The organism is Saccharibacillus deserti (assembly GCF_013618475.1).
In the GTDB taxonomy this organism is placed as follows: Bacteria; Bacillota; Bacilli; order Paenibacillales; family Paenibacillaceae; genus Saccharibacillus; species Saccharibacillus deserti.
On the sequence record NZ_JABJVN010000008.1, the window covers coordinates 96,512 to 115,033 of the forward strand.

15 protein-coding genes are annotated in these 18,522 nt (G+C 54.5%); 5 read left to right on the top strand and 10 right to left on the bottom strand.

What is annotated here, in order from left to right; genetic code table 11:
• Positions 1–25: 25 nt before the first annotated feature.
• Positions 26–862: a formate/nitrite transporter family protein gene (locus HOP44_RS18425; protein ID WP_172256083.1), complete on the bottom strand. Its 837-nt coding sequence runs from the start codon at positions 860–862 to the stop codon at positions 26–28.
• 205 nt (positions 863–1,067) lie between these two features.
• Here HOP44_RS18425 and HOP44_RS18430 point away from each other — a divergent pair, with 205 nt between their 5' ends.
• Positions 1,068–2,039, top strand: a complete 972-nt coding sequence (locus HOP44_RS18430; RefSeq protein ID WP_172256085.1) for a phosphotransferase — start codon at positions 1,068–1,070, stop codon at positions 2,037–2,039.
• Between the two features lie 113 nt (positions 2,040–2,152).
• Here HOP44_RS18430 and HOP44_RS18435 read toward each other — a convergent pair whose 3' ends face one another.
• The 4 genes from HOP44_RS18435 to HOP44_RS18450 form a co-directional block, all read right to left on the bottom strand.
• Positions 2,153–3,547 carry an FAD-dependent oxidoreductase gene (locus tag HOP44_RS18435; protein WP_172256087.1) on the bottom strand — a complete coding sequence of 465 codons (1,395 nt, stop codon included), beginning with the start codon at positions 3,545–3,547 and terminating at the stop codon, positions 2,153–2,155.
• A 399-nt stretch (positions 3,548–3,946) separates the two neighbouring features.
• Positions 3,947–4,816, bottom strand: a complete 870-nt coding sequence (locus HOP44_RS18440) for an ABC transporter ATP-binding protein (protein ID WP_172256089.1) — start codon at positions 4,814–4,816, stop codon at positions 3,947–3,949.
• A gap of 303 nt (positions 4,817–5,119) precedes the next feature.
• On the bottom strand, positions 5,120–5,566 hold the full coding sequence (locus HOP44_RS18445; protein ID WP_172196309.1) for an AbrB/MazE/SpoVT family DNA-binding domain-containing protein: 447 nt from the start codon (positions 5,564–5,566) through the stop codon (positions 5,120–5,122).
• A gap of 506 nt (positions 5,567–6,072) precedes the next feature.
• Positions 6,073–6,276 (bottom strand): aspartyl-phosphate phosphatase Spo0E family protein, encoded by a 204-nt coding sequence (locus HOP44_RS18450; protein WP_246369919.1) that lies wholly within the window; start codon positions 6,274–6,276, stop codon positions 6,073–6,075.
• A 240-nt stretch (positions 6,277–6,516) separates the two neighbouring features.
• Between HOP44_RS18450 and HOP44_RS18455 the strand changes: the two genes are divergently transcribed.
• On the top strand, positions 6,517–6,972 hold the full coding sequence (locus HOP44_RS18455; RefSeq protein WP_172256091.1) for a MarR family transcriptional regulator: 456 nt from the start codon (positions 6,517–6,519) through the stop codon (positions 6,970–6,972).
• Between the two features lie 39 nt (positions 6,973–7,011).
• On the opposite strand, the gene HOP44_RS18460 is transcribed toward HOP44_RS18455, so the two are convergent.
• The 5 genes from HOP44_RS18460 to HOP44_RS18480 all read right to left on the bottom strand — a co-directional run bounded on the left by HOP44_RS18460 (position 7,012) and on the right by HOP44_RS18480 (position 13,585).
• The gene (locus HOP44_RS18460; protein ID WP_172256093.1) at positions 7,012–8,643 is read right to left on the bottom strand and encodes a DEAD/DEAH box helicase; all 1,632 of its coding nucleotides are present in this window, start codon (positions 8,641–8,643) and stop codon (positions 7,012–7,014) included.
• Between the two features lie 105 nt (positions 8,644–8,748).
• Entirely contained in the window at positions 8,749–10,191 is a 1,443-nt protein-coding gene (locus tag HOP44_RS18465) for a SulP family inorganic anion transporter (RefSeq protein ID WP_172256095.1), read from the bottom strand.
• A gap of 403 nt (positions 10,192–10,594) precedes the next feature.
• Entirely contained in the window at positions 10,595–12,268 is a 1,674-nt protein-coding gene (locus HOP44_RS18470; RefSeq protein WP_172256097.1) for an ABC1 kinase family protein, read from the bottom strand.
• Positions 12,269–12,655 carry a phasin family protein gene (locus tag HOP44_RS18475; RefSeq protein WP_172256099.1) on the bottom strand — a complete coding sequence of 129 codons (387 nt, stop codon included), beginning with the start codon at positions 12,653–12,655 and terminating at the stop codon, positions 12,269–12,271.
• Positions 12,656–12,727: 72 nt separating this feature from the next.
• Positions 12,728–13,585, bottom strand: a complete 858-nt coding sequence (locus tag HOP44_RS18480; protein WP_172256101.1) for a uroporphyrinogen-III synthase — start codon at positions 13,583–13,585, stop codon at positions 12,728–12,730.
• A gap of 444 nt (positions 13,586–14,029) precedes the next feature.
• Between HOP44_RS18480 and HOP44_RS18485 the strand changes: the two genes are divergently transcribed.
• The 3 genes from HOP44_RS18485 (at position 14,030) to HOP44_RS18495 (ending at position 18,497) form a co-directional block, all read left to right on the top strand.
• A complete protein-coding gene (locus HOP44_RS18485) occupies positions 14,030–15,412 on the top strand; it encodes a DNA-binding protein (RefSeq protein WP_172256103.1) in 1,383 nt (460 codons plus the stop codon).
• A 378-nt stretch (positions 15,413–15,790) separates the two neighbouring features.
• Positions 15,791–17,128 (top strand): hypothetical protein, encoded by a 1,338-nt coding sequence (locus tag HOP44_RS18490; protein ID WP_172256105.1) that lies wholly within the window; start codon positions 15,791–15,793, stop codon positions 17,126–17,128.
• A gap of 10 nt (positions 17,129–17,138) precedes the next feature.
• Positions 17,139–18,497, top strand: coding sequence for a helix-turn-helix domain-containing protein (locus HOP44_RS18495; protein ID WP_172256107.1), 1,359 nt, complete (start codon positions 17,139–17,141; stop codon positions 18,495–18,497).
• Positions 18,498–18,522 lie beyond the last annotated feature (25 nt).

Below are 18,522 nucleotides of genomic sequence, written 5' to 3' on the forward strand. Positions count from 1 at the left end.
GGTTCGGCTTTTGTTCGGTTCGTTCTCAAGCGTGCTTCTGCAGCTCGGGAGCCGTGTAACCGGGTAATTTGGCCGCCTCTGCCTTGGCTTCGGCGGGTTTGCGCAGATAAGTGCCCCAATAGGCGGCGCCGACAAAGATGGCACCTCCGGCCAGATTGCCGAGCCATACCGGTACAAAGTTCACGAAATATTGTCCCCAGGTGAAATGGCCTTCGAAGATGGCGGCCGGAATCAGGAACATGTTGGCGACAACGTGCTGGAAGCCGATCGCGACAAACGCCATGGTCGGGAACCAGATGCCGAGAATCTTGCCGCTCATATTGTCCGCTCCGTAGCTGAGCCACACGGCCAGAGCCACCAGCCAGTTGCAGCCGATCCCGGAGATAAACGACTGCAGGAAGGTACTGTCGATCTTATGCCCGGCCATGTCGACCAACTTGTCCAGGTAAGGACCCGAAGCGGTAAGGCCTACGATATGTCCGAAGAAATAGGCGACGAAGAGAGCGCCGGCGAAATTGGCGATCGTAATCAGAACCAGATTCTTCATCATTTCGCCTGTCGTGATGCGCCGCGCCATACGGGCAAGCGGCACGGCCATCATATTGCCGGTCAGCAGTTCTCCGCCGGCCAGCAGAACCAGAACCAGCCCCACCGGGAATACGGCTGCCCCGATAAAGTTGGCCATGCTGCCCCATTCTTCCGGCGTGTTCGCGATTACCCGGATATCGAGCAGAAATCCAAGTGCAATAAACGCCCCGGCCAGGAATCCGAGAATCAGCACGGAAGAGAGCGGATTATGCGCCTTTTTGACGCCGTTCTCAACCGTGACTTCCGCGATTTGCGGCGGTTTGTTGTAAGCCATTGTTGATGTCCCCTTTATAGCTAAAATTTGAACATTCCCTTGTCGTAACCCATTTTAGCCCAGAAGATCGGGCAGGTACGTGATAAACGTCATAAAATCCGAAATAAAGTGAAAACTTTCACTTAATTTTCTTTCCTCTCTTTTCTGCTGCTTCGGTATACTAAAATAGAAGGTGGACAAACTCCTACGAAAGGTGGCGACCGCCGTGAACGGCAGCTTTTCCAAGCAAACCCCGATCCCTCGCTGGATGGAAGCCATTCCCGGTTCCGACACCTGGATCAGCGCCGAGCTGATCGACAAAGGCTGGTCGGCCGACCGTAAATACCGGATTGGCGCGACGGGCGGTGCCTCCATGCTGCTGCGGGTATCCGAAGCTTCGCTTGCCGAATCCAAACGTGCCGAATATATCCGGGTCGGTCAGGCTGCTTCTCTGGGCATTCCCAGTTCGAGACCGATCGATTTCGGCATCTGCCGCGCGGACTCGACCGAGACCAACGATCCCGGCAGCGCTCCGTTCGTCTATTCGCTGCTAAGCTGGATCGAAGGCGAAGATGCCCAGGATCTTCTGCCGGATCTGCCCGCCGAAGAAGCCTATGGACATGGACACTCGGCGGGGATATGGCTGCGCCGTATGCACGGACTGCCGGCTCCGGTCCGTACCGAACCTCCCGCCGTTACGCTGCGCCGCGAGCTGGAACGCAAACGTGCCGCTTACGAGGAATGCGGATACCGCCTTCCTGCAAGGCAGCGTCTGCTGTCGCAGATCGAAGCGCGGCTGCCGATTCTCGATAGAGCTCTGCCGTCTTTCCGGCAGGGCGATTACCATCCCGGCAATATGATTATCGGACCCGACGGGCAGTTGAACATTATCGACTTCAACCGCTCGGGCGGCGGCGATCCGTACCGGGACTTTAACCGACTGGAAACGTTCACCAGCCGGATCAGCCTACCTTTTGCCCAAGGTCAGCTCGACGGCTACCGGGAGAGCGGACCGCATGATCCCGATTTTTGGCGGAGAATATCGCTGTACTGCGCCATGGAATGCATGTTTGCGATCCTCTGGGCTGTTCCGTTCGGCGAACCGGAGATCACCGACACTCTGGAACGCTCGGAGCGGATCTGGACCGATTTCTCGGGCTTTGAGCAGGATGTTCCGCTATGGGCGGACAAGGCCTGAGTCTTCGCTCCCGGATGCAGCCTAACGCGAAAAAGCCCGCCGGGTAGGCGGGCTTTTCTTCTATATTCCGGAAGGCGCGTTCGCAAACAACCCTCCTGTACACAGTTTGACGATTATACGTTGGTTTGTTCTTTGACGGAACGGGCCGCTTTCTCTTCGATCTCGGCAGTCGGCTGGGCTTCCATCGCGGCAAAACCGAGGGAGTTCAGGTAGTTCCAAGGCTTGTTGTAATGCGGTTGGAAGAAGAAGTCGACAAAGGCCAATTCTTCGACGGTCATCTTGTTCTGGATGCAGACCGACAGCGTATTGATCGACTGGGTCAGATCCACTTTGGACATCAGCTGCGCTCCGACGATGCGGCGGCTGTCTTTTTCGAATACGATCTTGAATGTCGCTTTCTCGTATTCCGGCATGAACTCCGGACGATAGTTGTCTTCGAACATGGCCGTTGCCACATCAAGTCCCGCTTCCAATGCAGCCGCTTCGGTCATGCCGGTAGCCGCAATATTGTCTTCGTAAATCTTGATGCCGCTCGTACCCTGGGTGCCCATATAAGCGATTTTCTTCTCGACCAGGTTCAGCGCGACGAGCGTACCCATACGTACCGCGTTGGTTGCAAGCGGGATATAGGCGGCTTTGCCGGTCGGGTTGTAACGGATCGCGCAGCTGTCTCCGGCCGCATAGACGTCCTTGACGCTGGTTTCCATATAGTTGTCGACCAGGATGGCGCCGTTCGGCAGCATGTCGACCTGTCCTTTGAGCAGTTCCGTGTTCGGACGGAAACCGATGCACAGAATCACCAGATCCGCTTCGTGTTCGCCTTTGGTCGTGACGACTTTTTGTACGCTGCCCGCCTGGCCTTCAAAACGCACCACTTTTTCGTCCAGAGCCAGTTGAATGCCTTGTTCGGTCAGCGATTCTTCGATACGGTCCGTGAATTCGGCATCCAGGTATTTGCTCAGGATACGCGACTCGGCATCGATCAGCGTCACTTCTTTGCCGTTCATTTCAAAAGCTTCGACCAGCTCGACCCCGATGTAGCCGGCACCGATGACGACGACTTTTTTCGCCGTTTTCGATTTTTCGATAATGGTATTGGAATGGTTGAAGTTTTTCGAAAGAATAATGTTCTCGAGCTCGATGCCTTCGAATTTCGGCACGATCGGCCACGATCCGGTAGTCACGATCAGCTTGTCAAACGTATCGCCGAACTCTTCGCCCGTTTCCAGGTTGCGGACCGTCAGCGTTTTGCCGGAAGCGTCCACGTTCAGCACTTCGTGCCGCATCCGGGTTTGAACGCCCAGCGTCATCAGGTGTTCAGGGGAAGAATAGAAGAGTCCGTTCGGATCTTTGACCACTCCTCCGACGTACAGCGCGATTCCGCACGACAGGAACGAGATATTGTCGTTGCGCTCGTATACCGTGATTTCGGCATCCGGATAAAGCTTGGCGGTACGGACGATAGCGGCGGTTCCTGCGTGTGTACAACCGATAACTGCGATCTTCATGAGTGAATTCCTCCAATAGGATAGTTTTATGTGAGTGAAGCGAATAAAGACAACTTTTCTTTTGTGAAAATAGGTACATATCGAGTTAAAAAAAAGCGGGATAAGCTTGGCCGGAAAGTCCGTTCCCGTTCAAGTGATTGTGAATTCGTTCACCTGATATCTCTATTATAGTGTGATATATTTCACATTGCAAGCCCGAAATACATGTTTCTTCTCGATTTCACCGTTCTGACACAATGAGTGCGGTAACAAAGTCTTTAGAGACGCTGTATCATGCCTTTTGTCACTGTTTTCCAAAAACCCAAAAACCGCGCCCGGCAAAAGCCTGCCCAAGCGCGGTTGGTGGATACAACGAAAAAGAAGCTTCGGTCTTCGTCAGCGGCCCGCCGCCGTTTGCGATTACTGCAAAGCGGTACGAAGCGTATCTTCGCCCGGAGCAATCGCAGCGGGAGTTATGCCGGTTCCGCGCTTGCGTTCTTCGGAGAGCGCGTAAAGCGCATAAGGCAGACACAGCGGCACGCCGGTGCGCGGATCGGTCACGATATCGGCTTCGATGCCGAAGACTTCGTGCATAACAAGCGGACACATGACTTCAAGCGGCGTACCTGCGGCCAGCGCTTCGCCGTTCTTGATCGCGATCATATGCTGGGCGAAACGGGACGCATGGTTCAAATCGTGCACGACCATGACAATCGTACGTCCTTCCGTCTTGTTCAGGTCGTGCAGCAGCTGAAGCACTTCAAGCTGATGCGCCATGTCGAGATACGTGGTCGGTTCGTCCAGGAACAGAATATCCGTTTCCTGAGCCAGAGCCATCGCGATCCAGGCCCGCTGGCGCTGGCCTCCGGAGAGCTGATCGATCGGACGGTCATGGAATTCGCGCATACCGGTAACGTCAAGCGCCCATTCCACGATTTTTTTGTCTTCGGCTTTCAGCGAACCGAACCCTTTCTGATGGGGGAAACGACCGTAAGATACCAGTTCGGTCACGGTTAATCCTTCCGGAGCGGTCGGGGTTTGCGGCAGGATGGCCAGCTGTTTGGCCACGTCTCGGGTCGATTGCTTGTGGATCGATTTGCCGTCGAGCAGTACGCTTCCGCTCTTGGGGCGCATCAAACGGGCCATCGTTTTGAGAATGGTCGATTTGCCCGAGCCGTTAGCTCCGACGAGCGCAGTGATTTTGCCCTGCGGGATTTCAATATTAAGATCTTTGACGATCAGACGGTCCTCATAGGCAATATCGAGATTCGTTGTACTTAAACGGAACATCGCTTGAATCATTCCTTTCCGGAAAATCTGGGGCCGTGACGGCAAGCAAATTCACGAACTTCTATACGAATAACAACAGCAGTGTCGGTTGGAATTAAATATCGGATATAAAGATCATCGGATCTTCACGGTTTCTTCATTACTGTCTAAGATACTGATAATCATTATCAAATGTCAAGTTAAATTTGCCGCGGCTTCGGTCGATGAGTATACAAAAAAGGCCCGAAAGCCCCCTTGGCTTTCGGACCTTTCCCGTACTCCGGCGGCATTCCGGGATACGTTCAAACGAGAGTACGGCGTGAATCAGGCTTTGTACTTTAGCTGCTTCTTGAGCTGGCTGACCCGACTCTGGCTGATGCCCAACATCTGGGCAATCTCGCTCTGGCTGGCTTCCGGGTGGTCGATCAAAGCCTGCTCCAGACGCGGCAGCATATCCGACACGCGGATCCGCTTTTTGGAAGAGGATTCTTCGATGGCCGGCGACTGCTGCACCGGCACTGCCGGAGCATGCTTCAGCTGCTGCAGGCACGAAGCGCATACGAATTGATCCTTGTAGTAAATCACGCTGTCAAGCGTACGGCAGAACGCACACTCGGTGGACTTATACTTGCGCATCACGAGCATGCCGTCGTCCGTTACGAAAAATTCCAACGAATCGCCGATCTCAATATTTCGCGTTCCCCGAATCTCGCTGGGAATTACAATTCTTCCGAGACTGTCCAAACTACGAATCATTCCGGTATCCTTCATTTTGAATTCCTCTCTATGTGAAGTTAGAGTTTAGCAAAAGGTTTATTTAATACGCAGTATAACATATTTCGGATGAATTGCTACTTTTTGTTCGAAAATATATAAAATACTAGATAAATTACGTAATAAGCTCTATCTTTTGTTCATTCTGTATGCTCATTAATGTAAGATTACAAACGGTCGGAGCTCCGGACAGAGCCGGTTTTATAAGCAAGACCACTTTAAATTCATTGTAACTGCAAAGAGTTCGTACATCAAGATAACAAAAAAATAAAAAAATAAAAAATGTAAACACCAGCTGGCTTTTCATCGGCGGGTTGCTTTTTTCATATTTGCGTACAGAAAAAACCGCTTTGGTCAAAAGACGGATCGGTGGGGCCGGAATCCATACGTTTTGACAAAACGGTTTTTCACGAGACTTAATGGTAAGGCTTCGGCGTCATTCATGACGAGAAAGTCCTATAAACGGAAAGACGGCAGACACCGTTCGACTTCCCGCAGGCGGCTTACTGAAGCTTTCTTGCCCGCACGGTCGGAGGCTGCGACTTCTGCCGCTGCGCGAGTACAATATAAGCGTCCAACCGCTGGCTCAATTCGACAACGTCCCGGTCACAAAAACTTTTATGTTCCGTGATCTTCAGCAGTTCATGTCGCAGATGCTCGATCATGGTATACAGCGGTTCTTCGTTGCGATATGAATAGTAAGCCAATGCGGTCACCTTCTTTCTCGTGCTTACTTTTTAATCATAGGTGCTGATAGTAAAAAACAAATTTTGCTAAATTCACATAAAAGCATACTTTTTACAAAGCTGCCCTTACCTCCCCAAGAGAAGGAAACAGCCGGATGTATTGACGAAGGCTTCTTCGGTCTGTTATATCTGAACGTACGTTTTGAGAGCGGTCCAGTGAACAATCTCTCCGATACCCTGCAGCCGAAAGGAAGAATATTTGTGCCGAACGAACCCACCGAAGATTCTGCCGAATTGACGCATCTGTTTATCCGGACGCTTCGCGCGCATCACGGCCGTATGCACGAAGCGCATCAATCGATCGATATCCATCCCGGCCAAGCGCCGGTCTTTTTTATCCTGTCCAGCCAGGAAGGATTGAACCAGAAAGAGCTGGCCGAGCGCATGCATATCAAGCCGGCGACCCTCACCGTCATGCTGACCCGTTTGGAACAGGGAGGTTTTATCGAACGGTTCTCGGACCCTTCCGATCAGCGGGTATGGCGGGTTCGGCTCACCCGGGAAGGCCATGAAATTTCCCGCCGCGTCCGTCAGGCCGTCGAAGAGATCGACGGCCTGACGTTTGGCAATTTCTCGCCCGAAGAACGAGAGCAGTTCCGGGAACTGATGAACAAGATGTACGGAAATTTAAAAAAAGGGCCTCAGGAAAATTCCTGAGGCCCTTTTGCCCTACCTTATCCCTGCATGGCCGGTCGCTTAGCGGCGCCGACTGCCGCGGCTGCCGGAATCGGAACCGCGGCCGGATCCGCTCTTGCCGCCGCGGCCCTGCCCCTGCCCCTGGCCTCCGCGTGCGGATCCGCTGCTGCGCTCCGAGTCGCCGCCGCGCGAGTACCCGCCGCTTCGGCTCGGCTCGCTGCCGCGGCCCGTGCGTCCGGCTCCTGCGGAGCCGCTCTCGCTGCGCGCGGCTCCGCCACGGCCCGCGCTGTCGCCGCGCGAACTGCCGCCCCGGCGATTGGCGCCCGCGCCGTCGCGTCCGGCACGGTCTTCGCCGCCGGCTACGCGGCGCGTGCCGCTCCGCGAACCTTCGCCGCCTTCGCCGCGGCGTCCGCGGCCGCCTTCCTGATTGCTGCGCCCTCCGCCGGAGCCGCGCCGCGCACCGCCCTTGACGGAACCTTCGCGGCCCGCACGTTCTTCCCGTCCTTCGCTTGGACGGCGCGTCGCGTCGGCAACCCGGATAATGCCGCCGTTCTGGAAGGCGACGCGTTCCGGACGCTGCTTCGTCGCGTCTTCGATCAGATCAAGCGTACTCTGCTCGCGCTGCGTAACGAACGTATAAGCCAAGCCTTTGTCCCCGGCGCGGCCGGTACGGCCGATCCGGTGGATATAGCTGTCCGTATCCTGCGGGATATCGAAGTTGAAGACGTGCGAGACGCCTTCGACATCGAGACCGCGTGCCGCGACATCCGTCGCGATCAGGATCTGCAGACGCGCGTCACGGAACGCGCGCATGACCTGTTCGCGTTTGTTTTGCGACAAGTCGCCGTGCAGTTCCGCGGAATTGTACCCTTCCATCTGCAGCTCTTCGTTCAGCTTGGAAGCGCGGCGCTTCGTGCGGCAGAACACAACCGCCAAATAAGGATTGTCGCGGTTGATCAGGAATTTGAGCGCATCGTACTTGTTGCGATCCGTACATTCAAGCGCGATCTGGCGAATATTGCGCGCCGGAATCTTCTCGGTTGGCGTAATGCTGATCTGCTCGGCGTCTTTGGTATACGCGCCGGCCAGATGGCGGACCGTGTCCGGCAGTGTCGCCGAGAACAGCATCGTCTGGCGGGACGGAGGCGTCGCTTCGATGATCGCCTGGACTTCTTTCAGGAAGCCCATATGCAGCATTTGATCCGCTTCGTCCAGCACCAGCGTCTTGACTTTACCCAGCTTCAGCGTCTCGCGGCGAATATGGTCCAGCAGACGTCCCGGCGTACCGATGACGAGGTCGCAGCCGCTTTTGAGCTTGTGCAGCTGCGCTTCGACGTCCTGACCGCCGTAAACGGACAGAATCCGCATTTCCGGCCCGGCCATCTTGCGGGCTTCGACCGTAATCTGCAGAGCCAGTTCGCGCGTCGGCGCCACGACCAGAGCGGGCGGAAGGCCCATGCCTTCCGAGCGTCCGCCGTCGTTCCATTCCCGTCCGGCCGCGATCTTGTCCAGAATCGGCAGGATAAAGGCCAGCGTCTTGCCTGTGCCCGTCTGCGCCTGAACCATCAGGTCGCGTCCGGCCAGTGCCAATGGAAGCGATGCCTGCTGTACCGGAGTCGGTACGGTAATGCCCTGTGCCTGCAAACGGTCCAGCACCTCGGGAGCGATCCCCAAATCTTTAAATGTCTTCATTCTGTTCATTCCTCCGTGTGGGGACTTCTTCCGCGATGCTGGCATTCGCTTGTGCGAATTCCAAAAGAAGGGGCATCCGTCCAAGCGGATACCCCTTTTCCGAAATCAATGGCCCGAAGGCGCGGAAAGTCCCGTTTTTTCAACTGCTTTGCGGCTCTCGTCGTTCAGTCCGCGGATCTCTGCCTGCTTGCCCAACTTGTAATACTCGAATTTGACCCGGGATACCGCCGAAGCGGCCGAGTGATCCCATACCTGCGAATGCGAAAAGTCGATAACCACCTTGTCCGGATCGCCTGCCGGCGTAAAATGATCCACAAAATGCGACGCCGTTCCGAAAAACATTTGGCCGCGCACTTCGTATACTTTTACCCCGTCTTCCGTGCCTGCCGTCACTTTCAGCTTCGCGATCTTCCAGCCGAAATGCAGCGTGCACAGCACGACGCCCACGCCTACGCCGATCGACAGATTATCCGTGACCACGACGATCCCGACCACGATGAGCATCACGATCGTATCGGCAATCGGAATCTTGTTCGCCCGGTAAAGCGAGCTCCAGTCGAACGTCCCGATCGACACCATGATCATGACACCGACCAGCGCCGCAAGCGGAATCTGACTGACCACATTTCCGAGCAGGACCAACAATACCAGCAGGAATGCGCCGGCCGTAAACGTCGACAGCCGCCCGCGGCCGCCCGACTTGATATTGATGACCGACTGTCCGATCATCGCGCACCCCGCCATACCGCCGAAAAATCCGTTGACGATATTGGCGATCCCCTGACCGCGCGCTTCGACGTTCTTGCTGCTCTTGCTGTCCGTCATATCGTCCACGATCGTCGCCGTCAGCAGCGATTCCAGCAGGCCGACCAATGCCAGGGAAATCGACACCGGCAGGATGACGCTGAACATCTCCCAGGACAAATCGATCTGCGGGATATGGAAAAGCGGCGGGGTATTGCCTAGTTCGCCCATTTCCCCGACCGTCTTGACGTCCAGTTTCAGCCATACGGCAATCAGCGACATGACGATAATCGCGACAAGAGGCGCCGGAACGGCTTTGGTAAATCGGGGCAGGATATAGATAATGGCCAGCGTTCCCGCGACCACGATATACATCGCCGGTCCCGCTCCGACAAACTGCGGAATCTGCGCCATAAAGATAATGATCGCCAGCGCATTGACGAAACCCGTCATGACGGGCTTCGGGATAAACGTGATAAACCGTCCGATACCGAAAGCTCCGAGCAGAACCTGAATAATACCGGCCAATATGCCCGCAGCGAGCAAATACTCCATCCCGTACTCGCGGTATAATCCGCCCATCAGTACGGCCATCGCGCCGGTTGCCGCCGAGATCATGCCCGCGCGGCCGCCGACGAAAGCGATCACGATCGCAATGACGATCGACGCGTGCAGACCCACGATCGGATCGACACCCGCCACGATCGAGAATCCGATCGCTTCCGGAATGAGTGCGAGCGCCACCGTGATTCCGGAGAGAATATCGCCGCGCACATTTCCTAACCACTGCTGTCTTAGCTCCATAACCAACCTCTATTCTATTCGCGTTTGGAACAAACGCGCGATTTAGCAGGTTTCATCGAAACTTGTCCGATTCGCGTTTGCAGCAAACGCGCGATTTAGCAGGTTTCATCGAAACTTGCCCGATTCGCGTTTGCAGCAAACGCGCGGCTTAACAGGTTTCACCGAAACTTGCCTTGTTCGCGTTTGGAACAAACCCGCGGTATAAAATGTGCGTTTTCCCCTTTCAGAAAAACCCGGGTCCGTTGTAGTCAAGACCCTCATTATACCCAATTCGAACAGCTACGGCTACAGAAGCAGGGCGGCAAAAAATGAAGCCAGAAGGCGATTTTCGAACATTTCCGCCTTCTGACCCGTTTAATCCCGCATTTTCAGCAAATTCGCAGGTTATACCTATGTTTTTTCGCTAGAATCGCCCTGATTTGAAAATCGAGAAGAGCAGCAGCAGAACCATCAGAACCGCGACGCCCAGACCCATTTCGATAATCGGATAGTTCCAGATCACGGTTTCTTTCTGGGACAGCGAGGCTCCGACCACAAGCCCCGCCATCACGATACTGAAAGCCAGCAGCACGATACTGAACGCGAGGCGGTTGACCAGCCGGTCCACCCCTCTCGACGCTTTGCGCAGTTCCGGCATTTCGAGCTCGACTTTGACGCGCCCGCCGCTGATAAAAGAGGTCAGGTGACGCAGCCGGTCCGGCAGCCCCGCAAGCGAATCGGCCAAACCGAGCGCTCCGTTTATCGTTTTGCGGCGCAGCCGTTCGGGTCCGAATTTTTCTCTGGCCAGCTTGCGGCCGAACGGCTCCGCCAACGTCACGATGCTCAGCGTAGGGTCAAGCTGCTCCACCATGCCTTCCGTCGTCACCAGCGCTTTGCCCAGCATCAGCAGGTCCGGCGGAATCCCGATCCCGTGCTGGCGCGCGGTCGAGAAAAAGTCGTTGATGACCTGGCCCAGATTGACATCGGAAAAAGCGACGTCGTAATAACGCTCTCTCAAGCGTTCCAGATCGCGCTTCAACGCGCTGACGTCGGTATCTTCGTGGATCATGCCCATCCGCTCGATCGCCCGGACCATTGCCGGCGTATCCTGCCGCATCAGCGCAATGACCAGCGAAGAAAGATACTCCCGCATATCCGGACTGAGCCGGCCGACCATGCCGAAATCCAGAAACGTGATCGAACCGTCTTTCATGATCAGCATATTGCCGGGATGGGGATCCGCATGGAAAAACCCGGCGATAAAAATCTGGTTCAGCACGGCATTGACGATCCGCGACGCAATTTCTTTGACATCGTAGCCGCGGTGCTCCAGGTACACCCGGTCCGTCGGCTTGACGCCTTCGACAAAAGCCATCGTCAGCACGCGTTCGGAAGTGCAATCCCAGAACACCGCAGGCACATGAATGTGTTTGTCCTGTTCGAACTGCGCGGAGATCCGCTCCATGTTGCGGGCTTCCGACGTATAATCGAGTTCCGCTTCCATCGATCGGGAAAATTCCTCGACGAGCTGGGTTACCTGATAGCGGTTCACCCACTCCCAGCGTTTCTCGCCCAGTCCGACCAGATCGTGCAAAATTTCGAGATCGCGCATCACCTGACGTTTGACGCCCGGACGCTGCACCTTGACCGCTACCCGCTGACCGCCGTCGACCATGCGGGCGCTGTGCACCTGTCCGATGGAAGCGGCCGCGATCGGCTCTTCCGAAAATTCGCTCATGAAATCTTCGATCGGGCCGCCGAGTTCCAGTTCCACGATCCTCCGCGCTTCCGCCGCTTCGAACGGCGGCACTTCGTCCTGCAGCTTCGACAATTCCTGCACAACGGAAGCCGGCAGCAGGTCCGCACGCGTACTTGCGAGCTGCCCCAGCTTGATAAACGTAGGGCCCAGCGCTTCCATAACCAGCCGGATGCGTTCGCCCAGCGTTTTCGTTTCCGGCGCTTCGCGCCGAATCCAGCTGATCGGGAGGCGCAGTACGCGCGTCAGGCCCATTTCTTCGACCATATAGCCGAAGCCGTGCCGGATCAATGCGACCGCGATTTCCCGGTAGCGGCCGGCATGCCGGATATGGACAGCCATTTACTCGGCCGTCGTTTCTCCCGGAGCATGCGTCCGGTAGTTGTTCGTTTCCGCAGCCGGGTCTGCCGTTACCGCAGGCTTGCCGCTCTCAAGCTGGACCACGCGCTGCTCCAGTACCGCGATCCGCTGCTCCAGGCTGTCCACTTCGCTTCCCGCCGGAACGTCGATTTCTTTCAATACGCGGCGCACTTGTTCTTGTACCATGTTTTTGATCGCCGAACGTTCTTCTTCTCCCCGCTCGATCAGCTTGCTGACGACCGCTTTCGATTCCGAAGGAGCAATCTCGCCTTTTTTCACCAGATCGTCCACCACTTTTTCTACCTTTTCCTTGCTTGCCACCGTCAGGCCGATTCCCAGAGACAACGCCTTTTTCAACAGATCGCTCATCAATGATTCCTCCGTTTTCAAATAGGATACGTTCGCTTGCCCGGTTCCGCCTTCACAGAAGCGAGAGTCCGGTTACAAAGGGGCTTTTTGCTCTCCGTCTTCGATACCCGGCTCGTTTTCGCTTCGGGAAGCCGCATAATACTTCGCCAGCTCTACCATCATGCTGCCCATGCGTTCTTCTTTTGGAGCCACGACGCGTGCGATTCCTTCTTCGTGAATCGATTGGGCCGTGACTTTGCCGACCGCAACCGCCACCACTTCGTGTTCGAACGAAGCACGCAGCGCTTCTTCCTTACCGCCTTCGGCCGCATGCCGAATCAGAAACCTGACCTGCGGCCCGCTGGTAAACGTTACGGCATCGACACGGCGTTCCAGAATATCGCCTAGCAGCTGCTCCAACTGTTCTTCCGGCGGCGCGATATGCTTGTAGGGCAGAATCGTACGGACCGAGGCGCCGCGCCCTTCCAGCCAGGAAACCAGTCGGGGCGCCGGATCGCCGTGCAGCTGCACGATGACGTTCTTGCCTGCAAAATCATGTTCTTCCAACTGGCGTATCAGACCTTCGGTACTGCCGTCATCGTCGCGCACAAGCGGGGCGAGTCCGCGTTTCTTCAGGGCGTTTACCGTCTTGTACCCGCGCGCCGCAATGTTCGAACGGGCGATCGCTTCCATAAAAGCCTCCGACAATTCCATTTCCTGCGCGGTGTTGATCAGCGCTTCAAGTCCCATGCCGGTCGTCAGGATCGACCATTCGGGCTTGAGGCGAATCCATTCCGAGATCCCGCCGCCCAGTTCCGGTTCGTCCAGAAAGACCGTTCCCTGCGCCGGACGAACCAGCGCGATTCCGCCCATATTCTGCACGATTTTGCTCAATTCTTCGGATTTGCGCGGACCGGTGATCGCCACGCGCTTTCCTTCAAGTCTTTTCATCGGCCGATTTGCCCCTTCCTTATTCGTGTAGAAGGCTGTTCCGTGCGGCTGTGCCGCTTTCCACCTATTTTCGCTTCCCGGACGCAAAATTGCAACCGCGCGCCGCGGAAAGACCCGCAATCCGGTCCCACAATTCCTATTCTTTTCTTTTGCGTCAAAAATACTTATATTCGTTATAGACCAAAATTACTATCACGTACGCCTGCTTCCTTCCGATATATAACTCAAAGCTTCATTTCACCGCGTATGGCAAACCCATTTCCGTCTTCCGAAGGCCCGGAGGACAGAGTTTTTTCCGCCGCTATGCCATTCGGTATTTCCCTGCGAGAAAAGCGATTGACCTGTATTCCTTCCGTCCTGTATATTGTAAATTACTAGTATTAAAAGAATTATATGAGAAGCTGAATGCCAAACGGACTTTAGCAGCGTGAGCGAGGTGCAGAGATGGAAACGACAATGACTCTCCGTTCGGAAATTGAAAACGGGATTGCGGAACTTGGGATGAATTTTTCCAGTTTCGGCGAATTATCCGGCATTAACCGCGGGATTTTCAGCGCCATTCTTAACGGAAGCCCGCCGAAACCGATCTCATTGAACCAGATGGAAACGATCACCCGGGCATTCGGCAAACCGGAAGGCTGGATGTTCGACCTGTATATTGAAGAATGCTTCTACGACGGCAAGCCGAATCGCCGCCGCGTCGAACCGTTCCTGATCCGCTGTGCCGAACTCGGCCGCAAGGATTGTATTCGCGAAGTGCTGTCTCGCCTGCTCGAAGACCTCAAGCATGTCTCGATGATCTTCGACATTGCGGAGACGCTTTTCACGGCGGGAAAAGTCCAGGAGTCGCTTATTTTTTATGAGTGCGTGGTGGAGAACGAGAAATACCATCATTCGGAGCGGTTGGCGGTCAGCCATTATCGGATTTTCCGAGCCATGATCGGTGCAGACAATGAGCAGAATCTTAGGGCGGCACTGCGATTCGAACCATTCTGCGGAAAGCTTCCCGATCATCACCGTTTGGATGGGCTGCTGCAGTTAACTACAGTCTATTACTCCCTCGAACGATGGAAGATTGCCGGGCATTATGCAGATGAATTGATCGCATTCTCTGCAAACGTATACGAAAACGAAAATATGAAGAGAATCAAATACAAGAAGTATGAACCTTTGCTTACGGAACGGCCTCTTGTCAAATATTACGGTCAGGGATACTTGGCCAAAGGAATTATGTTTGAAGCTCAAGGCGAATACGAACAAGCCAAATTGTATATTGAAAAATATGCGGATTTAAGCTGGTTTGAAATCTTGGACGACCAAGCAGAAAAAGAAGTCGAAAAGTTCAAACTTTTTGCCAAAGCCAATCGATTGAATCTTGAAATTTTAATGGGCAACACAGAATACTTGAATGAATATTCCGAGTTTCTGGAGAAAAATCCTCAAGAAGTTCTTTCCGGTTTATTGACAATCATAAAATCCTCGAATCAATACGGGTTTTTCATCGACTCTATCATTCTTAAATTTTCCACTTATCTGATCGATACAGATCAAGTATTCCAAGTTAAAGAGAGCTATTACGATCAAGCTACGATTACCCATACCATGTCAAATATTTTCTATCACCTTGCCGAATACTACATTCGAAAAGAAAATTATGTGACAGCGATTGATTACTCTTTACAATCTCTTCAAGTTTCTATTAAAATACGTAATAAGAACATTTTCATGAAGTGTATTCCTTTCTTCGAAGAGTTTAGGAATTTCTCAACAACAGCGCAGAAACAAAAATATGAGGCGCTTATGAAGGAGATGTATCGTAATGCGTAAATCAATCGCAAGTATGGTTCTAATCTTGTCCGCTACTTTCTTGCTTGTCACTTCTCCAGTATCTACGGTATCTGCCGATCAAACCCCTGCGTTCAGCACAATGGGTCATGGCATGGGAAGCTGATTCACCCGGAATGCCACTATGCGCCTCTAAGCGCATAGTGGCATTTTTTATTGTGATTTTTAATAACTTGATTGAATAGCCCCAATCTATTTTCATTAATCCAGATATTAAACACACCATATAAACGTTTCACTATCGGAGCTTATAATGGTTGAATTAGCCTTTTCCGCGCTTTTCCTCTTTGCCGGTGCACAAACTTTCCGCATGCCATACGCCGGGTTGGCTTTTTCATATTTCTGACCGAGGTGCCATCCATGCAGACTTCCCACTCACTCCGCTCGGCGATCAAACAGGATATGCGGCAGCGGGGATACAACTTTTCCGTCCTGTCGGAAAAAACGGGGATCCTTCGGGGATCGCTCAGCCTGATTTTTGTCGGCGGCTCCTCCCGGCGCAATCCTATGCCTTTTCAGCATCTAACGAAAATCACCGAAGCTTTGGGACTTAAGGAAGATACCTATTTCGACCTTTATGTCGACGAATGCTTCCTAAGCGGACGGCCGGGCCGAAGCCGGATCGAACCGTTCCTGAAACGCTGTATCGAGCTCGGACACTCGGAATGCCTGGAGAAAGTCCTTCACCGATTGAAGGGCGAAGCCCGTTATCTTCCGCTGCTGTTCGGTATCGCCGAAGAATGCAGCAAAAATTCCGAACCAAAACCGCTCGTCGAACGTCTGTATGAGTATCTGCTTATTCACCACGAAGACCGTCACTCGATCGAAAAAGCGATCTGCCATTACCGTCTCTTCCTGCTCAGGCTCGGCGAGGACGAAGAGAACAATTCGAAAGAACTTAACGCTTTCACGCCTTACCGCGACAACCTGCCGGATGAGCTTAAATTGGAGGCTTTGACGGTTATGGGCAGCCTTTACTGCAGCCGGATAGACGCGGAGGAATTGGAAAAATCCGCGGACGAATTAATCTCGCTTTGTCTGCGCCTATTCGGCACTCCCGGGCATCTCCCCCACTCGCCGTTCCGGCCCGAAGAACCGCTGAGCCGGCCGCCGATCGTGTTTTACGGCTACGGTTATATCATGAAACAGATCGCGCTCTGCGAGAAAAAAGATTTCGAGGCCGCCGCCGCGTGTTCACAGGATTACGAAGCCCTCGGCTGGCTGGCCGGCACGGACAGCCGATCCCGGCAGGCCGCCGGCAAATTGGCCGCGTTTGCCTATGTCAACCGCCTGGGCTGCAGACTGCTAGGCGGAGAAACCGAAGTGCTGACCGAGTACATCGGACTGCTCGACCTTCACCCCAAAGAAGTATTCGCCGGCGTGATCGTCATCTTGAAGTCGGCCAACCGCTTCGGTTTTTCGGTCGACGAATGGCTGCGGCAGGTTCCGCTCGATCTCCAGAAAAACCTTAAACTTCAGGACAATCCGTATCACAAACAGCTTGTCCGCAACCGGTATGCCCGCCTGCTGGTCCAACTCTCGATCTACCATTTCAACCGGGGACGGACCGAGGAGTCTCTTTGTGCCGCGCTGCAAAGCTGGGAACTATCGCATCAATTGAACAATCATCGCATGTTCCGGCTGCTGGCCTCGCTTACGCTGATGTACAGCGGGCAGTCGGAACTACCGGATCACTAAGAGGTGCACCATGGAAAAATCGTTCAAATTGCGTTTGGCGATCGAAAAGGAAATGGCCAAACAGGGCTATAACTTCTCGACACTAAGCGAAAAATCGGGGCTCAACCGAGGCGTATTCAGTGCCATTTTGAATAACACGCCTCCCAAACCCGTATCTTTTCACCAGCTTGAAACGCTCACTACAGCTCTTGGGATGCCGCCGGGTTGGCTGTTCGACGAGTATGTCGGCGAATGTTTTTACGAAGGCAAACCGAACAGACGGCGGATCGAACCTTTTCTGCTTGCGTGTTCGGAGCTGGGCCGGACCGATCTGGTGCGCAGCGTGCTCAAACGGCTGCTTGAAGATCTGAAATATGTCCCGTTTGTGTTTGAAAAAGGCGAAGAACTGTTCATGGCCGGCAAATCCGTTCAGTCCGCGCCGTTCTACGAAAGTGTGATCGAGCATGAAAAACACCAGCGTTCGGCGCGGCTGTCGGTCAGCCATTATCGCCTGCTGCGGGCCAGACTCGGCGACGACGGCGAAGAGAATCTCAAAGCGGCCGTACAATTCGAGCCTTTCCGCTCTCTGCTGCCGGGCCGCCTGAAGCTCGATGCACTGATCCGCCTGAGCAATCTATATTACGAGCTGGGCAAATATCCCGAGATGGAAGCAGCGGCCGACGAGCTGTTCGAAGCCGCTTCGAAGCAGTACGAGGAGATGCGCCGAACCGGTATGCAGTCTCTTCCGGACGACCCTCCGACGCTGCCGAACAAGTCGCTCGTGTTCTATTACGGCAGCGCTCTGCTCCACAAACAGCTGGCGCTCATCGGACAAGGGCGCTACGAGGAAGCCCGGCCTTACGGGGAACGTTACGGCAATCTGGAGAATTTCGAGATTATGGACGACGACGGGCGGACCGAAGTCGCCCGATTCAAAGTGTTCGCGGCAGGGAATGCTCTCGATCTGGAACTGCTGCTCGGCAACTTCTCGATCCTGCCGCAGTACGCCGAATACATGGACCTCTATCCGAACGAATCACTGCTTGGCCTCGTCAATCTGGTGGAAGCCGCGAACCGGTACGAAGCGGATATCGACGGGCTGCTGGAAGAACGTTACGTCCCGCTCGACACTTATCTGGCGCAAAGGCCGGACAATTATTACCCGGAGCCGATCGTCCGCAGCACTTTCGCCAGTCTGCATTACCATCTGGCGATTTACCACCGCCGCCGGGGACGCCCCGCCGAATCGGCGGCGCATGTCCGCGAATGCTGGCAGCTGTCGCAGGAGCTGAACAACCAACAGCACTTTCGCCAGCTCGCTTCGCTGCTCTCCCTGCCTCCGATGTTTATGCCGGGGACCGAGCCCGGCGGCAGGCAGGAAGCCGAATAAGCAGCGGAAAAACAAACAAAAAGCG